Annotated in this window: 14 protein-coding genes; 5 read left to right on the top strand and 9 right to left on the bottom strand. The window is 60.4% G+C overall.

Annotated elements, in window-relative coordinates; all coding sequences use genetic code 11:
- The first annotated feature begins 63 nt into the window (after nucleotides 1-63).
- Nucleotides 64-201 carry a hypothetical protein gene (locus AC1RMD_RS07670; protein WP_332852201.1) on the top strand — a complete coding sequence of 46 codons (138 nt, stop codon included), beginning with the start codon at nucleotides 64-66 and terminating at the stop codon, nucleotides 199-201.
- On the opposite strand, the gene AC1RMD_RS07665 is transcribed toward AC1RMD_RS07670, so the two are convergent.
- On the bottom strand, nucleotides 202-1,842 hold the full coding sequence (locus AC1RMD_RS07665) for a response regulator (RefSeq protein ID WP_492925256.1): 1,641 nt from the start codon (nucleotides 1,840-1,842) through the stop codon (nucleotides 202-204).
- Nucleotides 1,843-2,110: 268 nt separating this feature from the next.
- Here AC1RMD_RS07665 and purL point away from each other — a divergent pair, with 268 nt between their 5' ends.
- Nucleotides 2,111-6,196: a phosphoribosylformylglycinamidine synthase gene (purL, locus tag AC1RMD_RS07660; RefSeq protein ID WP_492925254.1), complete on the top strand. Its 4,086-nt coding sequence runs from the start codon at nucleotides 2,111-2,113 to the stop codon at nucleotides 6,194-6,196.
- Nucleotides 6,197-6,230: 34 nt separating this feature from the next.
- Here purL and AC1RMD_RS07655 read toward each other — a convergent pair whose 3' ends face one another.
- Complete coding sequence (locus AC1RMD_RS07655; protein WP_492925252.1) at nucleotides 6,231-6,866, bottom strand: hypothetical protein; 636 nt, start codon at nucleotides 6,864-6,866, stop codon at nucleotides 6,231-6,233.
- Nucleotides 6,867-6,958: 92 nt separating this feature from the next.
- On the opposite strand from AC1RMD_RS07655, the gene AC1RMD_RS07650 reads away from it, so the two are divergent.
- Nucleotides 6,959-7,975 carry an AraC family transcriptional regulator gene (locus tag AC1RMD_RS07650; protein ID WP_492925250.1) on the top strand — a complete coding sequence of 339 codons (1,017 nt, stop codon included), beginning with the start codon at nucleotides 6,959-6,961 and terminating at the stop codon, nucleotides 7,973-7,975.
- Here AC1RMD_RS07650 and AC1RMD_RS07645 read toward each other — a convergent pair.
- From AC1RMD_RS07645 to AC1RMD_RS07615, 7 genes are all read right to left on the bottom strand, one after another.
- Nucleotides 7,934-8,602, bottom strand: a complete 669-nt coding sequence (locus AC1RMD_RS07645; protein WP_492925248.1) for a DNA alkylation repair protein — start codon at nucleotides 8,600-8,602, stop codon at nucleotides 7,934-7,936. The genes AC1RMD_RS07650 and AC1RMD_RS07645 overlap by 42 nt on opposite strands.
- 148 nt (nucleotides 8,603-8,750) lie before the next feature.
- Nucleotides 8,751-9,527 (bottom strand): peptidylprolyl isomerase, encoded by a 777-nt coding sequence (locus tag AC1RMD_RS07640; RefSeq protein WP_492925246.1) that lies wholly within the window; start codon nucleotides 9,525-9,527, stop codon nucleotides 8,751-8,753.
- A 103-nt stretch (nucleotides 9,528-9,630) separates the two neighbouring features.
- A complete protein-coding gene (locus tag AC1RMD_RS07635; RefSeq protein WP_217945215.1) occupies nucleotides 9,631-10,410 on the bottom strand; it encodes a peptidylprolyl isomerase in 780 nt (259 codons plus the stop codon).
- Between the two features lie 122 nt (nucleotides 10,411-10,532).
- Nucleotides 10,533-10,805 (bottom strand): BolA family protein, encoded by a 273-nt coding sequence (locus tag AC1RMD_RS07630; protein ID WP_492925244.1) that lies wholly within the window; start codon nucleotides 10,803-10,805, stop codon nucleotides 10,533-10,535.
- The gene (locus AC1RMD_RS07625; protein ID WP_492925242.1) at nucleotides 10,802-11,431 is read right to left on the bottom strand and encodes a septation protein A; all 630 of its coding nucleotides are present in this window, start codon (nucleotides 11,429-11,431) and stop codon (nucleotides 10,802-10,804) included. The genes AC1RMD_RS07630 and AC1RMD_RS07625 overlap by 4 nt, the downstream gene beginning before the upstream one ends.
- 13 nt (nucleotides 11,432-11,444) lie before the next feature.
- Nucleotides 11,445-11,840, bottom strand: coding sequence for a peptide-methionine (R)-S-oxide reductase MsrB (gene msrB / locus AC1RMD_RS07620; RefSeq protein ID WP_492925240.1), 396 nt, complete (start codon nucleotides 11,838-11,840; stop codon nucleotides 11,445-11,447).
- Between the two features lie 14 nt (nucleotides 11,841-11,854).
- A complete protein-coding gene (locus AC1RMD_RS07615) occupies nucleotides 11,855-13,252 on the bottom strand; it encodes a protein adenylyltransferase SelO (protein WP_492925238.1) in 1,398 nt (465 codons plus the stop codon).
- A gap of 227 nt (nucleotides 13,253-13,479) precedes the next feature.
- Between AC1RMD_RS07615 and AC1RMD_RS07610 the strand changes: the two genes are divergently transcribed.
- Both AC1RMD_RS07610 and AC1RMD_RS07605 read left to right on the top strand, forming a co-directional pair.
- Nucleotides 13,480-15,126 (top strand): 3-(methylthio)propionyl-CoA ligase, encoded by a 1,647-nt coding sequence (locus AC1RMD_RS07610; RefSeq protein WP_492925236.1) that lies wholly within the window; start codon nucleotides 13,480-13,482, stop codon nucleotides 15,124-15,126.
- Nucleotides 15,127-15,516: 390 nt separating this feature from the next.
- Nucleotides 15,517-18,075 carry a TonB-dependent receptor gene (locus AC1RMD_RS07605; protein ID WP_492925234.1) on the top strand — a complete coding sequence of 853 codons (2,559 nt, stop codon included), beginning with the start codon at nucleotides 15,517-15,519 and terminating at the stop codon, nucleotides 18,073-18,075.
- The last annotated feature ends 158 nt before the right edge of the window (nucleotides 18,076-18,233 follow it).

Raw genomic sequence — 18,233 nt, 5'->3', positions numbered from 1 at the left:
GGCACAGGGAGGCGGCGTACAGTTTTGGTTCGATGAACAGCTGGAGGGGAGGACTCGGTGCGTATGCTACTCAAGCTCCTGCGCGGGCGCAGCTCGGCGAACCGCGCGATCTGGTCGGCCTTCCTGCTGTGCGCCATGTATTTCGTGACGTGGTACCTGATCTCCCACCTGTCCAACTTCCCCGGCTCGCTGATCTTCTAGCTACGCCACCGTCGCGATACCGTACTTGCGCTGGGTGTGCGAATACTGCGCTTGCAGCGCCTCCAGCGACGGATGGGCCGGATCGATCTTGCGCATGCGCTCCAGCAGGAACGAGCATTGTTCGGCCAGCGGCACTTCCCAACCCAGATCGTCCAGTTGCTTGAGTATCGCCGACGTCGCCGCCGGCAGCAGCGACATATTGGCCGGCGCCTTGCGCAAGGCCGCGTTGAGCGTGTCGACCGCCGCCCGCAGGTCGCCCTGGCTGCGCTGTTCGGACGCGTGGGCGATCAGCTCCTCCACATGATGCTTGATCTGTTCGCCCATGCCTTCGGCCAGGTCGTGGCGACCGGCTTTTTCAAACACCTGCACCGCATCGTCCATCGAGACGCCGCTTTCGGTGTCGTTCATCAGGTTCAGCATCAGCTCGGACGCCTGCTGGTCCAGCTTGACGTTCAGGCAGCTGTGCACCAGGCCGATTTTCAGGCCGGTCGACAGGCCGCGGCTGGCGCCGATGGCGGTGACGGCGTTGGCCAGCTCGGTCGCCGCGCCGCTGATATTGCCCGTCATTTCCTGCAGCAGGCCGGCGGCGATCGCGCGGCAGGCGTCGACGTTGGCGCTGCCGCGCAATGAGCGTTCCATGTCGCGGATCACGCCGCTGGCCTGGTTGGCGTCGCCTTTCTTGACCAGGGTCTTGACCAGTTTGACGTGGTCTTCGGGATCGCGGAACTCGGAGTACTTGGCCTTGGCCACCACCTGTTTGAACGCCTTCTCGGCGACGCCGACATCGCCCGTTTCAAAGGCCACCTCGCCCAGGTGCCGCAGGCGCCGCACCATATTGGGCGAGATCGCGACGGCATCCTCGAGTATCTTCTTGGCCGATTCCTGCTGGCCCAGCGCCTCGTGCGTGCGCGCCAGCAGATCGTAGGCCGCCATGAACTTGGAGTTCTGGATCAGCAGCTCCTGCAAGGTCTCCTGCGCCTCGATGTACTTCTGCTGGCCGAACTGGCAGCGCGCCATGCCCAGGTGCGCCCAGGCGACAGGGCGGTTCATCAGGATGACCTGGTACACCACTTCGGCGTCGGCCAGCTCGTCCTGCGACACCAGCAGCTCGGCGCGCAGCCGCGCGAACTCGATCGCGTAGCGGGGATTCTTTTCTTCCGCGATGCCGCATTCGCCGATGGCCTTGCGGATGTTGCCCATTTCAAGCAGCTGGTGGACCGGCAGGAACACGTCGCGCCGTTCGACCGCCTTGCGCACGCGCTGCATCAGCGCGTCCACGGTGAAGGGCTTGAGTACGTAGTCGGTCGGGGTCAGTTCGGCGGCGCCGATCACTTTGCTGTAAACGCCTTCGGAGGTGAGCATGATGAAGATCGTCGACGCCGAGATCAGTTTGTGGTGGCGCAGGTCTTCCAGCAGCTGCTGGCCGTCCTGGCCATTGTTTTCGCCGCTGCCGTTGCCCAGGTCGTATTCGCACAGGATGATGTCGAACGGTTTTTTGCTCAGCTGGCGGATGGCCGTGCCGGAGCTGACCGCGTAATCGATCTTGGTGATGCCGGACTGGTTAAGCACGTTGTGCAGGTTGCCGCGCATCCCCGGATTCGGGTCGACGATCAGCACCGACAATTCACTATATTCCGCCATGTTACGCATCCAAGCTAAAGTTAAATCTAGCATACTCCATGGCAAGTCAAAATGTTATGAAAACCGGGTGCCCGGCCCCGCCCTGGGGCATATTCGGCCCCAAAATGGCTGCGAATGTTGCTTTGTAGGCACTTTTCGAGCCGAATTGGCGCTGTATAGACCGCGTGGTAAGAGGTATAATGCGCGCAAAGGAAATTCTGCATTACAAGTATCTCGTGCTCCATCTACCTTTAATCCGCAGCCACGCTGCATCAACCATCCTCCAACCATGTTGATTCTGCCGGGCTCCAACGCCCTGTCCGCATTCCGTAGCCAACGCCTGTTAACTCAACTGCAAGCCGCGCTGCCTGCCGTCGCCGCCGTCCAGGCGCGCTATGTCCATTTCATCGATGCCGCCGAGCCGCTGTCGGCCGACGACACCAGCCGCCTCGGCGCGCTGCTGACTTACGGTGAGCCGGCGCATGCCGACAACACCGACGGTCTGGTCGAAGAGTTCTTCGTCATTCCGCGCTTCGGCACGATCTCGCCGTGGGCCTCCAAGGCCACCGACATCGTCCACAACTGCGGCATGGCGCACATCAAGCGCGTCGAGCGCGGCATCGCCTTCCGCATCAATCTGAAGACCGGCATTTTGGGCAGCAGCATCGGCGCCGCCAAGAAGCTGTCCGATGAAGAAGTGCAGGCCGTGGCGGCATTGCTGCACGACCGCATGACGGAATCGGTGCTGCGCCATCCAGACGAAGCGGCCGGCTTGTTCCGCACGCTGGAAGCGAAGCCGCTGGAATCGGTGGACGTGATCGGCATGGGCAAGGCCGCGCTGGAAAAGGCCAATACGGACCTGGGCCTGGCGATGTCGGACGACGAGATCGAATACCTGGACGCCGCCTTCACCAAGGCCGGCCGCAATCCGACCGACGTTGAGCTGATGATGTTCGCGCAGGCGAACTCGGAGCACTGCCGCCACAAGATCTTCAACGCCGATTGGACCATCGACGGCGAAGTGCAGACCAAGTCGCTGTTCGGCATGATCAAGAACACCCACCAGCTGCAGCCGAAAGGCACCATCGTCGCCTACAGCGACAACTCGTCGATCATGGAAGGCGCGGAAGTGATGCGCTTCTTCCCGCAGGGCGAAGCGCACCAGTACGCGACTATGACCGAGTTGACGCACACGCTGATGAAAGTGGAAACCCACAATCACCCGACTGCGATCTCCCCATTCCCTGGCGCCTCCACCGGCGCCGGCGGCGAGATCCGCGATGAAGGCGCGACCGGCCGCGGCGCCAAGCCCAAGGCCGGCCTGGCCGGCTTCACCGTGTCGAACCTGATGTTGCCGGGCGCCGTACAAGCCTGGGAAAACGATGCCGACGTCACCGCGCCGGTGGCCGACTACCGCAACTCCGGCACGGGTTTGAGTAAACCTTACGGCAAGCCGGACCGCATCGCCTCGGCCTTGCAGATCATGATCGAAGGCCCGCTTGGCGGCGCCGCGTTCAGCAATGAATTCGGTCGTCCGGTGTTGGGTGGTTACTTCCGTACCTACGAACAGAATATCGGCAAGCAGTTCGCCGGCGCGCACGACACCGTGTTCGGCTATCACAAGCCGATCATGATCGCCGGCGGCATCGGCAACATCTCCGGCCAGCACACGCACAAGAACGACATCCCGGTCGGCAGCCTGCTGGTGCAGCTGGGCGGTCCTGGCATGCGCATCGGCATGGGCGGCTCGGCCGCTTCGTCGATGGCCACCGGCACCAACACCGCGGACCTGGACTTCGACTCGGTCCAGCGCGGCAATCCGGAGATGGAACGCCGTGCGCAGGAAGTGATCAACGGTTGCTGGCAGCTGGGCGCCAACAACCCCATCATCTCGATCCACGACGTCGGCGCCGGCGGTTTGTCGAACGCCTTCCCGGAGATCACCAACGACGCCAAGCGCGGCGCGATCTTCGACTTGCGCAAGATCCCGCTGGAAGAAAGCGGCATGGCGCCGAAGGAAATCTGGTCCAACGAATCGCAAGAGCGCTATGTGCTGGCGATCGCGCCGGACAGCCTGCCGATGTTCAAGGCGCTGTGCGAGCGTGAGCGCTGCCTGTTCGCCGTGGTCGGCACCGCGACCGAAGAACGTCAACTGAAACTGATCGATCCTGAACTGGGCAACGAGCCGGTCGACATGCCGATGGATGTCCTGCTGGGCAAGCCGCCCAAGATGCAGCGCGACGTGCACCACGTGCAGAACGAATTCCCGGCCATCGACCTGACCGGCATCGACCTGGAAGAAGCCGCCAAGCGTGTGCTGCTGCTGCCTACCGTTGGCGACAAGTCCTTCCTGATCACCATCGGCGACCGCACCGTGGGCGGCATGTCCGTGCGCGACCAGATGGTCGGTCCATGGCAGGTGCCGGTGGCCGATTGCGCCGTCACCGCGATGAGCTTCGAAGGCTACCTGGGCGAAGCGATGTCGATGGGCGAGCGTACCCCGCTGGCCGTCATCAACGCCGCCGCGTCGGGCCGCATGGCGGTCGCAGAGGCGATCACCAACATCGCCGCCGCGCCGATCAAGGATATCTCCGACATCAAGCTGTCCGCCAACTGGATGGCCGCCTGCGGCCAGCCTGGCCAGGACGCGGCGCTGTTCGACACCGTCAAGGCGGTCGGCATGGAGCTGTGCCCGGCGCTGGGCATCAGCATCCCGGTCGGCAAAGACTCGCTGTCGATGCGCACCACCTGGAAAGACGAGGGCGATGCCAAAGCTGACGGCTTTGGCACTGCCAAAGCCGTCACCTCGCCTGTATCGCTGATCGTCTCGGCCTTCGCGCCGGTGCACGACGTGCGCAAATCGCTGACGCCACAGATCAAGACCGATGCCGGCGACACCGCCATCATCCTGATCGACCTGGGTCGCGGCAAGAACCGCATGGGCGCGTCGGCGCTGTCGCTGGTCATGGGACAGCTGGGCAACGAGACGCCGGACGTGGATAGCGCGGAAGACCTGAAGGGCTTCTTCACCGCCATCCAGCAACTGAACAACGACGGCAAGCTGCTGGCCTACCACGACCGTTCCGACGGCGGCCTGTATGGCACGCTGACCGAGATGGCCTTCGCCGGCCGCGCGGGCCTGTCGATCAACCTCGACATCCTGACCCTGGAACAAGGCCATGGCGCCGACCAGGGCGATGCCAAGAACTGGGCCGGCCAGATCGCCGAACGCCGCAACGAGCAAACCCTGCGCGCGCTGTTCTCCGAAGAGCTGGGCGCAGTGATCCAGGTTCGCGCTGAAGAGAAGTCGCTGGTGATGGACGTGCTGCGCACCTTCAACCTGGGCGCATGCAGCCATATCATCGGCAAGCCGAACGACCGTGGCGTGATCGAGTTCACCCGCGACGCCAAGATCATCTACAACAAGCAGCGCTCGGAACTGCACCGCCTGTGGAGCGAGACCAGCTGGCGTATCGCCCGCCTGCGCGACAATCCTGCCTGCGCCGATGCCGAGTACGACCGCATTTTGGACGTCACCGATCCTGGCATCACCCCCAAGATCACGTTCGACCTGACCGAGAATGTGGCCGCGCCGTTCCTGGCGACCGGCGTGCGTCCTCGGGTCGCCATCCTGCGCGAGCAGGGCGTCAACTCGCACATCGAGACCGCGTACGTGATGCACCAGGCGGGCTTCAACGCCGTCGACGTGCACATGAGCGACCTGATTGCCGGCCGCGTCAAGCTGGATGACTTCCAGGGCATCATCGCCGTCGGCGGCTTCTCGTACGGCGACGTACTGGGTGCCGGCGAAGGCTGGGCCAAGACCATTCTGTTCAACGCCGCGCTGGCCGAGCAGTTCGCCCGCTTCTTCGCGCGCACCGACAGCTTCGGCCTCGGCGTGTGCAACGGCTGCCAGATGATGAGCAACCTGAAGTCCATCATCCCGGGCGCGCATGCGTGGCCTAAGTTCACCACCAACAAATCGGAGAAATTCGAAGCGCGCTTCGCGATGGTGGAAGTGCTGGACTCGCCGTCGATCTTCTTCAACGGCATGGCCGGCACCCAGACCGCGATCGCCATCGCCCACGGCGAAGGCTATGCGGACTTCACGCAGACCGGCAACATCAACGAGGCCGTGGCAGCGATGCGCTTCGTCGATAATCGTGGCGCGGCCACCGAAGCCTATCCGTACAATCCGAACGGTTCGCCGCAAGGCCTGACCTCGGTGACCACGGCCGACGGCCGCTTCACCGTGATGATGCCGCACGCCGAGCGTGTGTTCCGCTCGGTGCAGCAGTCGTGGCATCCGGAAACGTGGGGCGAGGATTCGCCTTGGATGCGGATGTTCCGCAACGCCCGCAAGTTTGTCGGGTAAGTAAGCAAAAAGGCCGGAGCGATCCGGCCTTTTTCTATATCCAACCCAGCAGGCCGCCGAAGACCGCCAGCGCCACCGTCACGCCGCCGGCAAGCGTCGCCACCACGCCGACCTGGCGCTTCAGCGACGGCATGTCGTGGACCCAGTAGGCCACGACGAAGAACGGCAGGTAGCCGATCAGCCAGATCAGCCACGGCGCCCGCAGGTTCCATGCGGGCCATTCCCACACCAGCGCGCCGATGTGGTTCAGCCAGACTTCCACGCACACGCACAGCACCGAATTGACGGCCGCCAGCAGCCAGCGGTTGTTGATGCCCGCGATCTTCAGCTTGCGGTCGGCGGGCAGCGTACGCGCCGCATACAGGCCCATGATGGCGAACATGAAGCTGATTTCGATGTTCAGGCCGATCAGCAGTACGAAGGCGGAGCCGTTCGGCGTGCTCCAGGCCGGTGCGAAGCCGGAGAAGTGGAATAGCAGGCTGTTCCAGATCTCGTTGACCCAATCCATCAGCCAGAACGCCAGGCCCGCCAGCACCACATTCCAGCGCCTGGCGGCCGCCTGTTCGCCGTAGGCGTGGATCACCAGCAAGAGCAGGGGAATGATGTACCACTGAAAATGCGACGAGTTACGTACCAGTTCCTGCGCCTGGGCGGCGGATGCTGCGATCATGAGTTCCTCCCGTGGTTGAAATGGAACGATATTAGGCGCGGCGGCCATTGCTGGCTTGACAATGCAGGTCATAATTTTTGACAATCCAGGCCATGAGAAAAATTGAGCACGCCATTCCAGCTACTTACGTCCGCATGCTGTTTGACTACCTCGAAGGGCAAGGCCGGGCTGCGGAGGCGATCCTGGCGGAGGCGGCGCCGGCGCCGGACGGCGGGGAGTCGTCGTATTCCGTGCCGCATTGGCGGATGCTGCTGGAGCGCGCCGCGCGGCATTTGGATGAGCCGGCGATCGGCCTGCTGGTTGGCGCAACGATCAGTCCCGCGCATCTGGGGCCATTAGGTTACGTACTACTGGCATCGAGCGGCGTTCCGGCGGCATTGGAGCGCTACGTGCGCTATCAGCGCCTGCTGCATGACGTCAGCCCGGTCGGCTGGCGGCTGGAAGGTGATCTGCTGGTGCTGGAGTGGAGCGCGGAGTCGCGGAATGTGGGCCTGCTGGTTAATCAGTGCGGCATGGCGGCGCTGGTGCAATTCGCCCGCGATATCACCGGCACCGACGTGACGCCGATGGCGGTCCATTTCGTCGAGCCCCGGCCAGCCGATTTGGCGCCGTATTCGGCGCTGTTCCGTTGCCCGATATTATTTGGTGCCGCGGCTACCAGAATCGACTATGCGCACGGTTTGCTGGCCTTGCCGCTGCGGTTGCCTGATTCGGGTTTGGTGGCGATGCTGGAACGTCAGGTGCAGATCCGCCTGGCCGAATTGCCGCAAAAAGATGATCTGGCGCGGCAAGTCCGTCGTTGTATCGCTGGTTGGTTGATTAAGGGCGATCCGCTATTGGATAATATCGCCGCCGAAATGCATATGTCAGGCCGCACGCTGCGCAGAAAGCTGGAGCAGGGCGGTTGGACATTCAAAGCTCTATTGGATGATACCCGCCTTCAAATGGCATACGAATACTTGCGGGATAAACGCCTGGCGTTGCCTGAGGTCGCACTGTTATTGGGGTATTCCGAACAGAGTGCCTTTAGTCGCGCCTTTATGCGTTGGACCGGTGACACACCACGCCTATATCGCAGAAAGGTGTTTATTGGCCTCGCGATAACTTAGTGCCGAAAGTCGCTGTTTTTCTTTCAGCGTGAATGCCCGAATTGCTTCCGGGTTGTGGCGTGCATAATCCCGCAATGCCCAACCGATTGCCTTCTGTATGAAGAATTCTTTTTCATGCGCCAGCGCGAGGGAGTAATTGAAAAGCCGACCGGTATCGACTTTGTCGCGCCACCCCAGCTGATGCAATAGAGCGATCCGGCGCACCCACATATTCTCGTGTTGTATGGCCTGGTCCATGCCGTCGTGGCGGAAGCGTAAAACGTCGCCTATGACCGAGGCCAGCGCGTCGACCGTATCCCACCAGGATTTCTGCTGTGCCAATTCAAGCAACTTGGGAATATGCCCAAGCTCGAGTTCCTTGCTGTGCATGTCCAGCAGGTCGATCGCCACGTACTGATATTCCCTTTGCGGCAGCTGCCACAATTCGAAGGCGTATTGGAGGAGATTATCCGCTCCGCTGCCTTTTAAAGATTTCAATAGCTGCTTTGTAGTCAGCCGGCGCTGCGGTGTTCCCACGCCCAGAAAATCAAAATGGTCGCGCATATAGGCCCGCATGGCAGGGGCGCGGTCGGGCGTGGCGGCGGAGGTAAGGGCGGCGTCGAGGGTGGCGCGGAATTCTGGATTCATGTCGAAAGTATAGATGATTTCTTGGGCCGCCCCACAACCAAGCCAGTACTTGGCGCGTTCCAGCCAGATGCTGGCTTGTAAGGGTTATGCAACCCCAAATAAAAAGAGCGCCTCAATGAGGCGCTCTTTAAACATCCGAGTAAGCAGATTACTGGATCTTGGCTTTCTTGGTCAGCTCGTCGCGGAAGGCGGCGATTTTACGCTGCTGCAGGGCTTCCGCTACCTGGCCTTTAACTTCGTCCAGCGTAGGCAGTTTGGTGGCGCGGGATTCTTCCAGTTTGATGACGTGGAAACCGTATTCGGTTTTAACCGGAGTCTGGGTAATCTCGCCGTTTTTCAGGGCAATCATCGCGTCCGAGAACGGCTTGACCAGTTTGCCTGGAGCCATCCAACCCAGATCGCCGCCATTATTGGCCGAACCGTCTTTCGATACCTTGGCCAATTCTTCGAATTTACCGCCGGCTTTCAGCTTGGCGATAATATCCTTGGCTTCCTGTTCGGTCGCTACCAGAATATGACGCGAGTGATATTCTTTGTCGCCCATGGTGGCTTTGTACTTGTCGTACTCAGCTTTGATTTCGGTATCTTTAACCGGATTCTTTTTAACGTAATCCGCCAGCATCGCATTGATGATAATGCTTTGACGGGCGTTTTCAATGGCGGCCTTGACTTCAGCCTTGGTGCCGAAACCTTGTTTATCGGCTTCCTGGATCATTACTTCGCGGCCGATCAGTTCTTTCTTGACCATTTCGCGCAGTTGCGGGCTATCAGGCTGCTGGCCTTGCGAGACCACTTGCTTGACCATTTGATCTACTTTGGCGGCTGGAATAGCCTTGCCATTCACGGTCGCGACGTTTTGCGCGTATGCCGGTGCTGCAACGGCAGCGATCAGTGCTAACAACAGGTGGGCTGGCTTCAACATCATTATTAAATCCTATAAAAAAACAAGAAATCGCACTCGGGCGGTGCATTGTACCGACGCAGAATTAAAAACGGCGCCCCGCAGGGCGCCGCCTTCATCTGTAACATTACTGCACTTTTGCTTTCTTGACCAGTTCTTCTTGGTAGGCCTGCAATTTCTTCTGGGCCAGCGCCTCCGCAACTTGCGGCTTCACTTCTTCCAGGGTAGGCAGCTTGGCCGCGCGGATGTCGTCCACTTTGATCACGTGGAAGCCGTTCGGGGTTTGAACTGGCTTCTCGGTGACCTGGCCTTTTTGCAGGCCAACGAATGCAGCCGAGAACGCCGGTGGGAAGGACGATGGAACGGCCCAATCCAGATCGCCGCCATTAGCTGCGGAACCGGTGTCTTTCGATGCTTTTGCCAGCTCTTCGAATTTGGCGCCGCCCTTGATCTTGGCGATCACGTCGTTCGCTTCGGCTTCGGTCGCCATCATGATGTGACGGACGTGGTATTCCTTGTCGCCGTTCTGGGCCACGAAGCGGTCGTACTCAGCCTTGATGTCGGCGTCCGAAACCGGGTTCTTCTTCATGTAGTCGCCGACCAGCGCGTTGACGATGATGGCCTGGCGTGCGTTCTCGATTTGCGTCTTGACCGCTGCATCTTTACCGAAACCTTGTTTTTCCGCTTCCTGCATCATCACTTCACGGCCGATCAGGTCTTTCTTGATCAGATCGCGCAGTTGTGGCGAGTCAGGCTGCTGGCCTTGAGCGACAACTTGCTTGACCACAGCGTCCACGCGCGAGGTTGGGATGGCTTTGCCATTAACTACGGCAACGTTTTGTGCGAAAGCAGGTACGGCGGCAACGGCGAGAAGTGCAATCAGCAAACTGGCTGGCTTGAAAGTCATTATTAATTCCTGTAAGGGGAAAGTTTTAGCGAAATTGCCTGGGCAGGAGTTGGGTCAGCTATCAGTCTTTGTGTTCAATTATTTTGAAACCGATAGCGACCGTTCCCAGACCAAGCGCTACATCATACTTCGGACGGAGCCAATGCGGTAATGGCCAATGCATGAATTTCTTTATGCATCATATCGTGCACGGAATCATACACGAGTCGATGTCTTGTGACGAGCTTGAGCCCTTCGAATTGTAACGAAACAATTCTAACGTTGTAATGACCCCCACCCGAGGCGGCTCCGGCATGGCCGGCGTGCAGCGCCGAGTCGTCGTCCAGCGTCAGCTCCAGCGGCGCCAGGGCGGCCTGCATGCGGCTGCGCATGCGCTCCATCCGCGTATCGGTCATGCTTGGTCCTTCATGTGGCGCGACAGATAGATTGTCTGGCCGACGATAAACACAAACATGATCGCGGTCGAACCAAACGCTTTAAAGCTGACCCACGAGCTGGTGTCGCCTTTAAACAAAACGAAGGCGACATACCAGTTCAGGAAGCCCATTGCGATAAAGAAGCTGATCCAGGCCAGGTTCAGGCGGGTCCAGATCAAGTCCGGCAATTGGATGATTTCTTCCATCGACTTGCGCATCAGATTCTTTTTAAAGACGAACTCGCTTATCAGCAGGCCCGATGCAAAGAACCAATAGACGATGCTCAACTTCCATTTGATGAAATCTTCGTCGTGCAGGTAAATGGTCAGGCCGCCGAAGAATATAAACATGGCCAGCGAGAACCACAGCACGAAGTCGACCTTGCGTCCGCGCAGCTTGATGTAGCCAATTTGCGCCATCGTTGCCAGGATGCCGACCAGTGTGGCGATGACGATCGGCGCCTGGTCGGGCGTCACCGTGCCGCCGGAGATGATGCTGCTCAGGTAGGTGTTGACGAGGTGTTGTGCCGCGTCGGGATTCCATCCCGACAGCTTGAAGGCAGCGAAGAACAGCAGCAGGGGGATCAGGTCGAACAGAAATTTCATGTTGTCTCGCACGTTAGAGTGGGTCGAAGCGCAGCGAGGCCGAATTGATGCAATAGCGCAATCCGGTTGGAGGAGGACCGTCCGGGAACACATGACCCAGATGGGCGTCGCACACCGCGCAAATGATTTCGGTGCGCAGCATACCATGGGTACGGTCGGTTTTTTCAATGACATTTGCGGGATCGAGCGCTTCGAAGTAGCTCGGCCAGCCGCAACCGGAATCGAATTTGGCGTCGGAACGGAACAGGGGCGTGTCGCAGCAAACGCAGGTGTAGATGCCGTGTTCGTGATGATCCCAGAACTTGCCGGTAAAAGCGCGCTCGGTGGCGGCATGCCGGGTCACTTGATATTCCATAGGGTCCAGCATGGCGCGCCATTCGGCGTCGGATTTCGTTACCTTATTGCTCATGGCTTAGTACTCGCTTAAGAAGAACAGCTTACTTCAAGATGGGATGCCCAGTCAGGCGGCAAGGCGGCGTATTGATCGTGCTCGGGCTGTTCGTCGTATGGGCGCTGCAAAACTGTCAGCAAACGCTCCACTTCAGTAAAGTCCTTGTTTTGTGCTTTTTCAATGGCGACTTGCGCCAGGTAATTGCGCAGCACGTATTTGGGGTTGACCTGGTCCATCGCAAGCTTGCGCTCAGCGTCGTCGCTGGCCTCCGCTTGCAGGCGGGCGCGGTACTGGATGGCCCAGGCGTCGAAGGCCGGGCGGTCGATGAACAGGTCGCGCAGCGGTTCGTCGCCGCTGGCGTCGGCCGACTTCAAACCGCCCAGGCGCCGGAAGAAGAGCGTGAAATCGACGCTGTTGGCTTGCATCAGCGCGAACATGGCGTCAAATAGCGTGCGGTCGGCGTCGCTGTGCCGGGCCAGCGAGGTCAGGCCCAGCTTGGCGTGCAACAACTCGTCCATCTTGGCGGCGAACGCTGGTTGGTAAACGTCGAGCGCGGCCTGGGTTTCGTCCACTTCGCCGATCAGCGGCAGCAGCGCCTGGCCCAGCGCATAGCAATTCCAATGGCCTACCTGTGGCTGGTTGGCGTAGGAATAGCGTCCCTGCTGGTCGGTGTGGTTGCAGATGTGATCGGAATCGAAGGCCTCCATGAAGCCGAACGGGCCGTAATCCAGCGTCAGGCCCAGGATGGACATGTTATCGGTGTTCATCACGCCGTGCATGAAGCCTACCGCCTGCCAGTGGGCGATCATATGCGCGGTGCGGCGCGTGACTTCGGTCAGAAATGCCTTGTAAGGATTGGCTTCCGCGCGCAACTCCGGATAAAACCGCTCGATGACGTAGTCGGCCAGCTGTTTCAGCTCGTCATTCTTGTTGCGGTAGAACCAGTGCTCGAACGAGCCGAAGCGCACGAAGCTGGGCGCCATGCGCACCACCACGGCCGAGGTTTCCGCGGTCTCGCGCATCACGCCCTGGTCCGAACCGGCCACCGACAGCGCGCGCGAGGTCGGGATGCCCAGTCCGTGCATCGCTTCCGAGCACAGGAACTCGCGGATCGACGAGCGCAACACTGCGCGGCCGTCGCCCATGCGCGAGTAGGGCGTCAGGCCGGCGCCTTTCCATTGCAGTTCCATCGGACCTTCAGCGGTGGCGACGTCGCCGAATAGCATGGCGCGGCCGTCGCCCAGCTGGCCGGCCCAGACGCCGAACTGGTGGCCGGAATACACGGCCGCCAGCGGCAGCGCGCGTTCCGGCGCGGCATTGCCCGCCAGGACGTCGAGGCTGTCGGCGACTTGTTCAGGCGTCAGCCCGACCAGCGCAGCGGCCGGCGCGCTGACGGCGACCAGATAGGGCGCCGGCAGCGGGGTGGGCATCAGGCGGGTGTAAAAAGCGGGCGGCAGGGACGCAAAAGAATTGTCCAGCGGCAGTTTGGAGGCAGTAATGGCAGTTCCCGTTTCGGTGTAAGGCCCCGCAGGGCGTGAGCTTGCGATTTTACCGCAGCAAGCGGCTGCTGCGGTGCAGCATCGAAATGCATTGACGGTCGGCGCGCGGGCACACCAAACTCGTTCATACAAAGCCAACTTTCCGGGAGTCCGCCTACATGTATCCACAGAGTCCGCTGATGGGCCAGATGATGAATCAGCCGCTGCTCGTGTCCAGCATCCTGGACTTCGCCGCGCGGCACTATGCCAACAGCGAGATCGTTTCGCAGCGGGTTGAAGGCGACCTGCACCGCTACACCTTCCGCGATTGCCAGCAGCGCGCCAAGCGCCTGGCCAACGCCTTGCACGGGCTGGGCGTGCGGATCGGCGACCGCGTCGCCACGCTGGCCTGGAACGGCTATCGGCATCTGGAAGCCTATTACGGCGTATCCGGCTCCGGCGCCGTGCTGCATACGCTGAATCCGCGCCTGCATCCCGACCAGCTGGCCTACATCTGCAACCATGCCGAAGACCAGTACCTGATGTTCGACTTCTGCTTCCTGCCGCTGGTGGAGGCGTTCGCGCCGCTGTGCAAGGGCGTCAAGGGCTACATCCTGTTCGGCGCTGCCGACCGCATGCCGGCCGAGACGAAAATTCCCAACCTGCTGTGCTACGAGGACCTGATCAACTCCCATTCGCCCGAGTACGAATGGCCGCTGTTCGACGAGAATTCCGCCTGCACGCTGTGCTACACCTCCGGCACCACCGGCAACCCCAAGGGCGCGCTGTATTCGCATCGCTCGACCGTGCTGCACGCCTACGGCTCCGCCATGCCCAACGCGCTCAACGTCTCTTCGCGCGACACGGTGATGCCGGTAGTGCCGATGTTCCACGTGAATGCCTGGGGCTTGCCGTATTCGGTGCCGCTGTCGGGCGCCAAGATGGTGTTCCCCGGCCCGGCGCTGGACGGCAAGTCGGTCTACGAATTGATGGAAAAGGAAAAGGTCACGTTCTCGGCCGGCGTGCCGACCGTGTGGCTGGGCCTGATCAACCACGCGATGCAGAACAAGCTGAAGTTCTCGACCTTCCGTCGCACGGTGATCGGCGGCTCGGCCTGTCCGCCGGCGATGATGAACACGCTGATCGACGAGTTCGACGTCGAGGTGATCCACGCCTGGGGCATGACGGAAATGTCGCCGCTAGGCACGGCCGGCGGCCTGCTGACCAAGCACCTGGAACTGAGCCGGGAAGCGCAGCGCAAGATTTTGCAGAAGCAGGGCCATGCGATTTACGGCGTCGACATGAAGATCGCCGACGACGACGGCAAGGAACTGCCGTGGGACGGCGTCAGCTACGGGCACCTGATGGTCAAGGGGCCGTGGATCATCTCGCGCTACTTCAAGGACGAGGGTGGCGACGTGCTGGAAGACGGCTGGTTCCCGACCGGCGACGTGGCCACCATCGATGCCGACGGCTTCATGCAGATCACCGACCGCAGCAAGGACGTCATCAAGTCCGGCGGCGAGTGGATAGGCACGATCGACCTGGAGAACGTCGCCATGTCGCACCCGGCGGTGATGCAGGCGGCCTGCATCGGCGTCGCCCATCCGAAGTGGGATGAGCGGCCCCTGCTGGTGGTGGTGCTGCGACCTGGCCAGGACCTCAGCCGCGAAGACTTGCTGGCGCACTTCCAGGGCAAGGTCGCCAAGTGGTGGCTGCCGGACGACGTGGTGTTTGCCGAGGCGCTGCCGGTCGGCGGCACCGGCAAGATCCAGAAAAATAAACTGCGCGAGCAGTACCGGGACTATCGGCTGCCGTCTATTTAAGACTGGCCGCCGGCCGGGTGGGTAGCATATTCAAGACGGGGCGATACGCCCCGTTTTCATAGCTACCCGCGCTTCGTAATCGGCCGCTATTGCAAACGATTGCAATTACACCTCATCTCCCACCTTACTTAGCTGGCCCATGCAGGCCAATGCTGAAAGTCGTGGTCTGTTGCGTTAAAAACCCATAGTTGTCTAATTTCTGCGACATCTCCCGCCCTATTCAGAGAAATTTTTGCAAGTTTTATGCAATCGATTGCAAAAGAGCTCTCATCGGATCTACTATGCTTTCTATGGCCGACAGGTGTGTTCGCGCCGAACATGAGGGCTTTCCGCTGTCATGGAGCAATTTTCACACCTTACATACGAAGTTAAAAAAACCAGGAGACATCAATGTCAAACCGTAACAAGGGGGAGACCCATGCCTATCGAGTCAAGCCGATCGCCGCTCTGATTGCATCTTCTTCATTCGCCGCGCTCATTTCAGGACACGTTTATGCGCAAGACGTGCCGTCCAAGGAATCCAATGCGGCAGGCGAGGACAGCAAGTCTTCTGATGTGTTGAACCTGAATCGTGTGGTGGTGACCGGTACCTCGCAGGGCAAGTCGAAGATGCGCAGTTCGGTTTCTGTCACGGATGTCAATCAACAGCAGATCATGGATTTCTCGCCACGGTCCGAAGCCGAGGTGTTGCACCTAATTCCAGGCATCCGTGCCGAAAGCTCCGCCGGGCCCGGGGGCAACTCGAACATCACCGTGCGCGGCTTGCCGATCTCTTCCGGCGGTTCCAAGTTTGTACAGTTGCAGGAAGATGGCCTGCCAGTGGTCGAGTTCGGCGACATGAACTTTGGCAATAACGACTATTTCATCCGCTTTGACAGCAACGTCGATCACATCGAAACGTTGCGTGGTGGATCGGCCGCGACCTTCGCCTCGCATGCGCCTGGTGCGGTGATCAACTACATCAGCAAGACCGGCGAGGAAGAGGGCGGCGCGATCGGCATCACCCGTGGCCTGAACTTCAACGAGACGCGGGTGGATGGCGACGTCGGCGGCAAGTTGAGTCCAACGCTCCGCTACCATGTTGGCGGTTACTTCCGCGACGGTGAGGGGCCGCGTGCCAGCAGTACCAATGCGCTGCATGGCTACCAGCTCAAAGGGAATATGACCAAGACCTTTAATGGCGACAATGGCTACTTCCGCGTGTCATTCAAGGCCCTCAGTGAGAGCGCGCCCACCTATACCAGCATGCCGGCACTGGCCAGCGTCAGCGGCAAGACCGTAACGAGCATGCAAGCCATTCCGGGCATCGACATCCTCAGGGACTCGCAGACCTCGATCTACAATCTGACGATGCCGGTGGTCGGTCCGATCGGCACTGCCGCCGGCGTCGCCGACATATCCAAAGGCATCACGGTCAAGTCGCAGGCCTTGGGCATGGAGTTCAAGAATACCATCGGGGGCGGATTCGTCGTCAGCGACAAATTCAACATTAGCAAGACATCGAGCGCATTCCAGACCCAATTCTGGAGCGCCAATACTTTGGACGGCATGCTGAAAGGCTTCGGCGCAGGCGCTTCCGCCGTCTATTTCAACGGTCCCAGGGCCGGTCAGGCAGTCACTACCGCCAACCTGCAATCGGGCCTGGTGTCGCAAGGCGCGGCGATCAATGAACAGTCGCCCGACATGGGGCACTATGTCAATGACCTGGGCCTGAGCCGCAGTTTCGACGTGGGCAGCGCCAAGCTCAATGCCAAGGCGGGATATTATCGTTCCAAACAGGACATCGTTCAGGTCTGGCAAATCAGCGAACGGCTGATGGAAATCGGTAAAAATGGCGCGATCATCGACGTTAAGGACGGCGCCGGCGCGATGCTGACCACGGCGGGCCTGACTGGCTACAACAATCAGTGGGGTGCTTGCTGCGCACGTGACGTTGACGCCCACTACGTGACGGATGCGCCTTACTTGTCCCTCAATGCGGAGATCGGTTTGTTTGACCTGGAAGGGGCGGTTCGCCATGACTCCGTCCATGCGAGCGGACACTATGCCGGCCCCAAGCAAGTGGCCGGCGGTCTTGACGTGAACCGCGATGGCGTCATCACCGGTGCGGAGCGCAATGTCTATCTGGTCGATAGCGCCAATCCCAGCCCGATCGACTACAAGACAGGCTACACCTCGTATTCCCTGGGCGGCAATTACCGCTTCAGCAAGGACATCAGCATGTTTGCCCGTATCAGCAAGGGCGGGCGGGCGATCGCCGACCGCCTGTTGTTCTCGCCGTTCGTCAACCCGGTCACCGGCAAGCTGGCGGCCGGCCTGGAAGCGCAGGCGGTGGCCACCGTCAAGCAGCAGGAAATGGGCGTCAAAGTGCGCGGCAGGAATGACTGGGGCACTTATGCCTTGTTTGGTACCGTGTTCACCGCAACGGTGGATGAATTCGACTACGACCAGACCCGTACCGTGGGACCCAAGCTCAATGTTGTCGGTACCAAGGCCAACGGTCTGGAGATTGAATCGGTCTTCACATCGGGCAATTTCTCCATCAACGCCAATCTGACCTATACCGAGCTGAAGGTCACCAAGGATCTGGTCGGCACCGCGCAAGGGAACAGCACCGTGGGGAAAGTCCCGGGTGGCGTGCCCAAGCTGCTGTACACGCTGGCGCCGCGCTACAGCATCGGCCCGGTGACGGTGGGGGCGATTATTGTGGGCCAGTCCTATGTCTGGAACGATACCTACAATACGTTCAAGGTCAACGGCCGCAGCATCGTGAACGGATTCGTGAACTACGCGTTGACGGCCGACACCACCCTCAGTGTCAATGCCAGCAATCTGTTCAATAAACTGGCCTCCTCCAGCGGCGTGGGGGGACCCAGCGCCCAAAATATCGTGGAGCTGCGTCCGGAAACAGGCCGGGCAATCAGCATCGCGCTGCGCCATTCGTTCTGAACACGCCGCAGGGGTAATTTTGGCGGCGACGCCGGCACGCTAGTCCAGGAGCAGAGGGCAAGGTCGACGACAGTCATTGTCGTCGACCTTGCCCTTTTTGTTGTTTGCCGGCGGGGTGTGGGGCCATCGGCAGTTCGGGCAGTAACATCAGCATCAGC

This window comes from Duganella sp. GW822-FHT06D06, assembly GCF_058799615.1.
This window is presented reverse-complemented; position numbering and strand designations above follow the sequence as displayed.

What these genes read in the sequence shown, in the direction of transcription:
- AC1RMD_RS07670 (WP_332852201.1), top strand. Translation starts at nt 64, where the DNA reads ATGCTACTCAAGCTCCTGCGCGGGCGCAGCTCGGCGAACCGCGCGATC.
- AC1RMD_RS07665 (WP_492925256.1), bottom strand. Translation starts at nt 1,842, where the DNA reads ATGGCGGAATATAGTGAATTGTCGGTGCTGATCGTCGACCCGAATCCG.
- purL (WP_492925254.1), top strand. Translation starts at nt 2,111, where the DNA reads ATGTTGATTCTGCCGGGCTCCAACGCCCTGTCCGCATTCCGTAGCCAA.
- AC1RMD_RS07655 (WP_492925252.1), bottom strand. Translation starts at nt 6,866, where the DNA reads ATGATCGCAGCATCCGCCGCCCAGGCGCAGGAACTGGTACGTAACTCG.
- AC1RMD_RS07650 (WP_492925250.1), top strand. Translation starts at nt 6,959, where the DNA reads ATGAGAAAAATTGAGCACGCCATTCCAGCTACTTACGTCCGCATGCTG.
- AC1RMD_RS07645 (WP_492925248.1), bottom strand. Translation starts at nt 8,602, where the DNA reads ATGAATCCAGAATTCCGCGCCACCCTCGACGCCGCCCTTACCTCCGCC.
- AC1RMD_RS07640 (WP_492925246.1), bottom strand. Translation starts at nt 9,527, where the DNA reads ATGATGTTGAAGCCAGCCCACCTGTTGTTAGCACTGATCGCTGCCGTT.
- AC1RMD_RS07635 (WP_217945215.1), bottom strand. Translation starts at nt 10,410, where the DNA reads ATGACTTTCAAGCCAGCCAGTTTGCTGATTGCACTTCTCGCCGTTGCC.
- AC1RMD_RS07630 (WP_492925244.1), bottom strand. Translation starts at nt 10,805, where the DNA reads ATGACCGATACGCGGATGGAGCGCATGCGCAGCCGCATGCAGGCCGCC.
- AC1RMD_RS07625 (WP_492925242.1), bottom strand. Translation starts at nt 11,431, where the DNA reads ATGAAATTTCTGTTCGACCTGATCCCCCTGCTGCTGTTCTTCGCTGCC.
- msrB (WP_492925240.1), bottom strand. Translation starts at nt 11,840, where the DNA reads ATGAGCAATAAGGTAACGAAATCCGACGCCGAATGGCGCGCCATGCTG.
- AC1RMD_RS07615 (WP_492925238.1), bottom strand. Translation starts at nt 13,252, where the DNA reads ATGCCCACCCCGCTGCCGGCGCCCTATCTGGTCGCCGTCAGCGCGCCG.
- AC1RMD_RS07610 (WP_492925236.1), top strand. Translation starts at nt 13,480, where the DNA reads ATGTATCCACAGAGTCCGCTGATGGGCCAGATGATGAATCAGCCGCTG.
- AC1RMD_RS07605 (WP_492925234.1), top strand. Translation starts at nt 15,517, where the DNA reads ATGTCAAACCGTAACAAGGGGGAGACCCATGCCTATCGAGTCAAGCCG.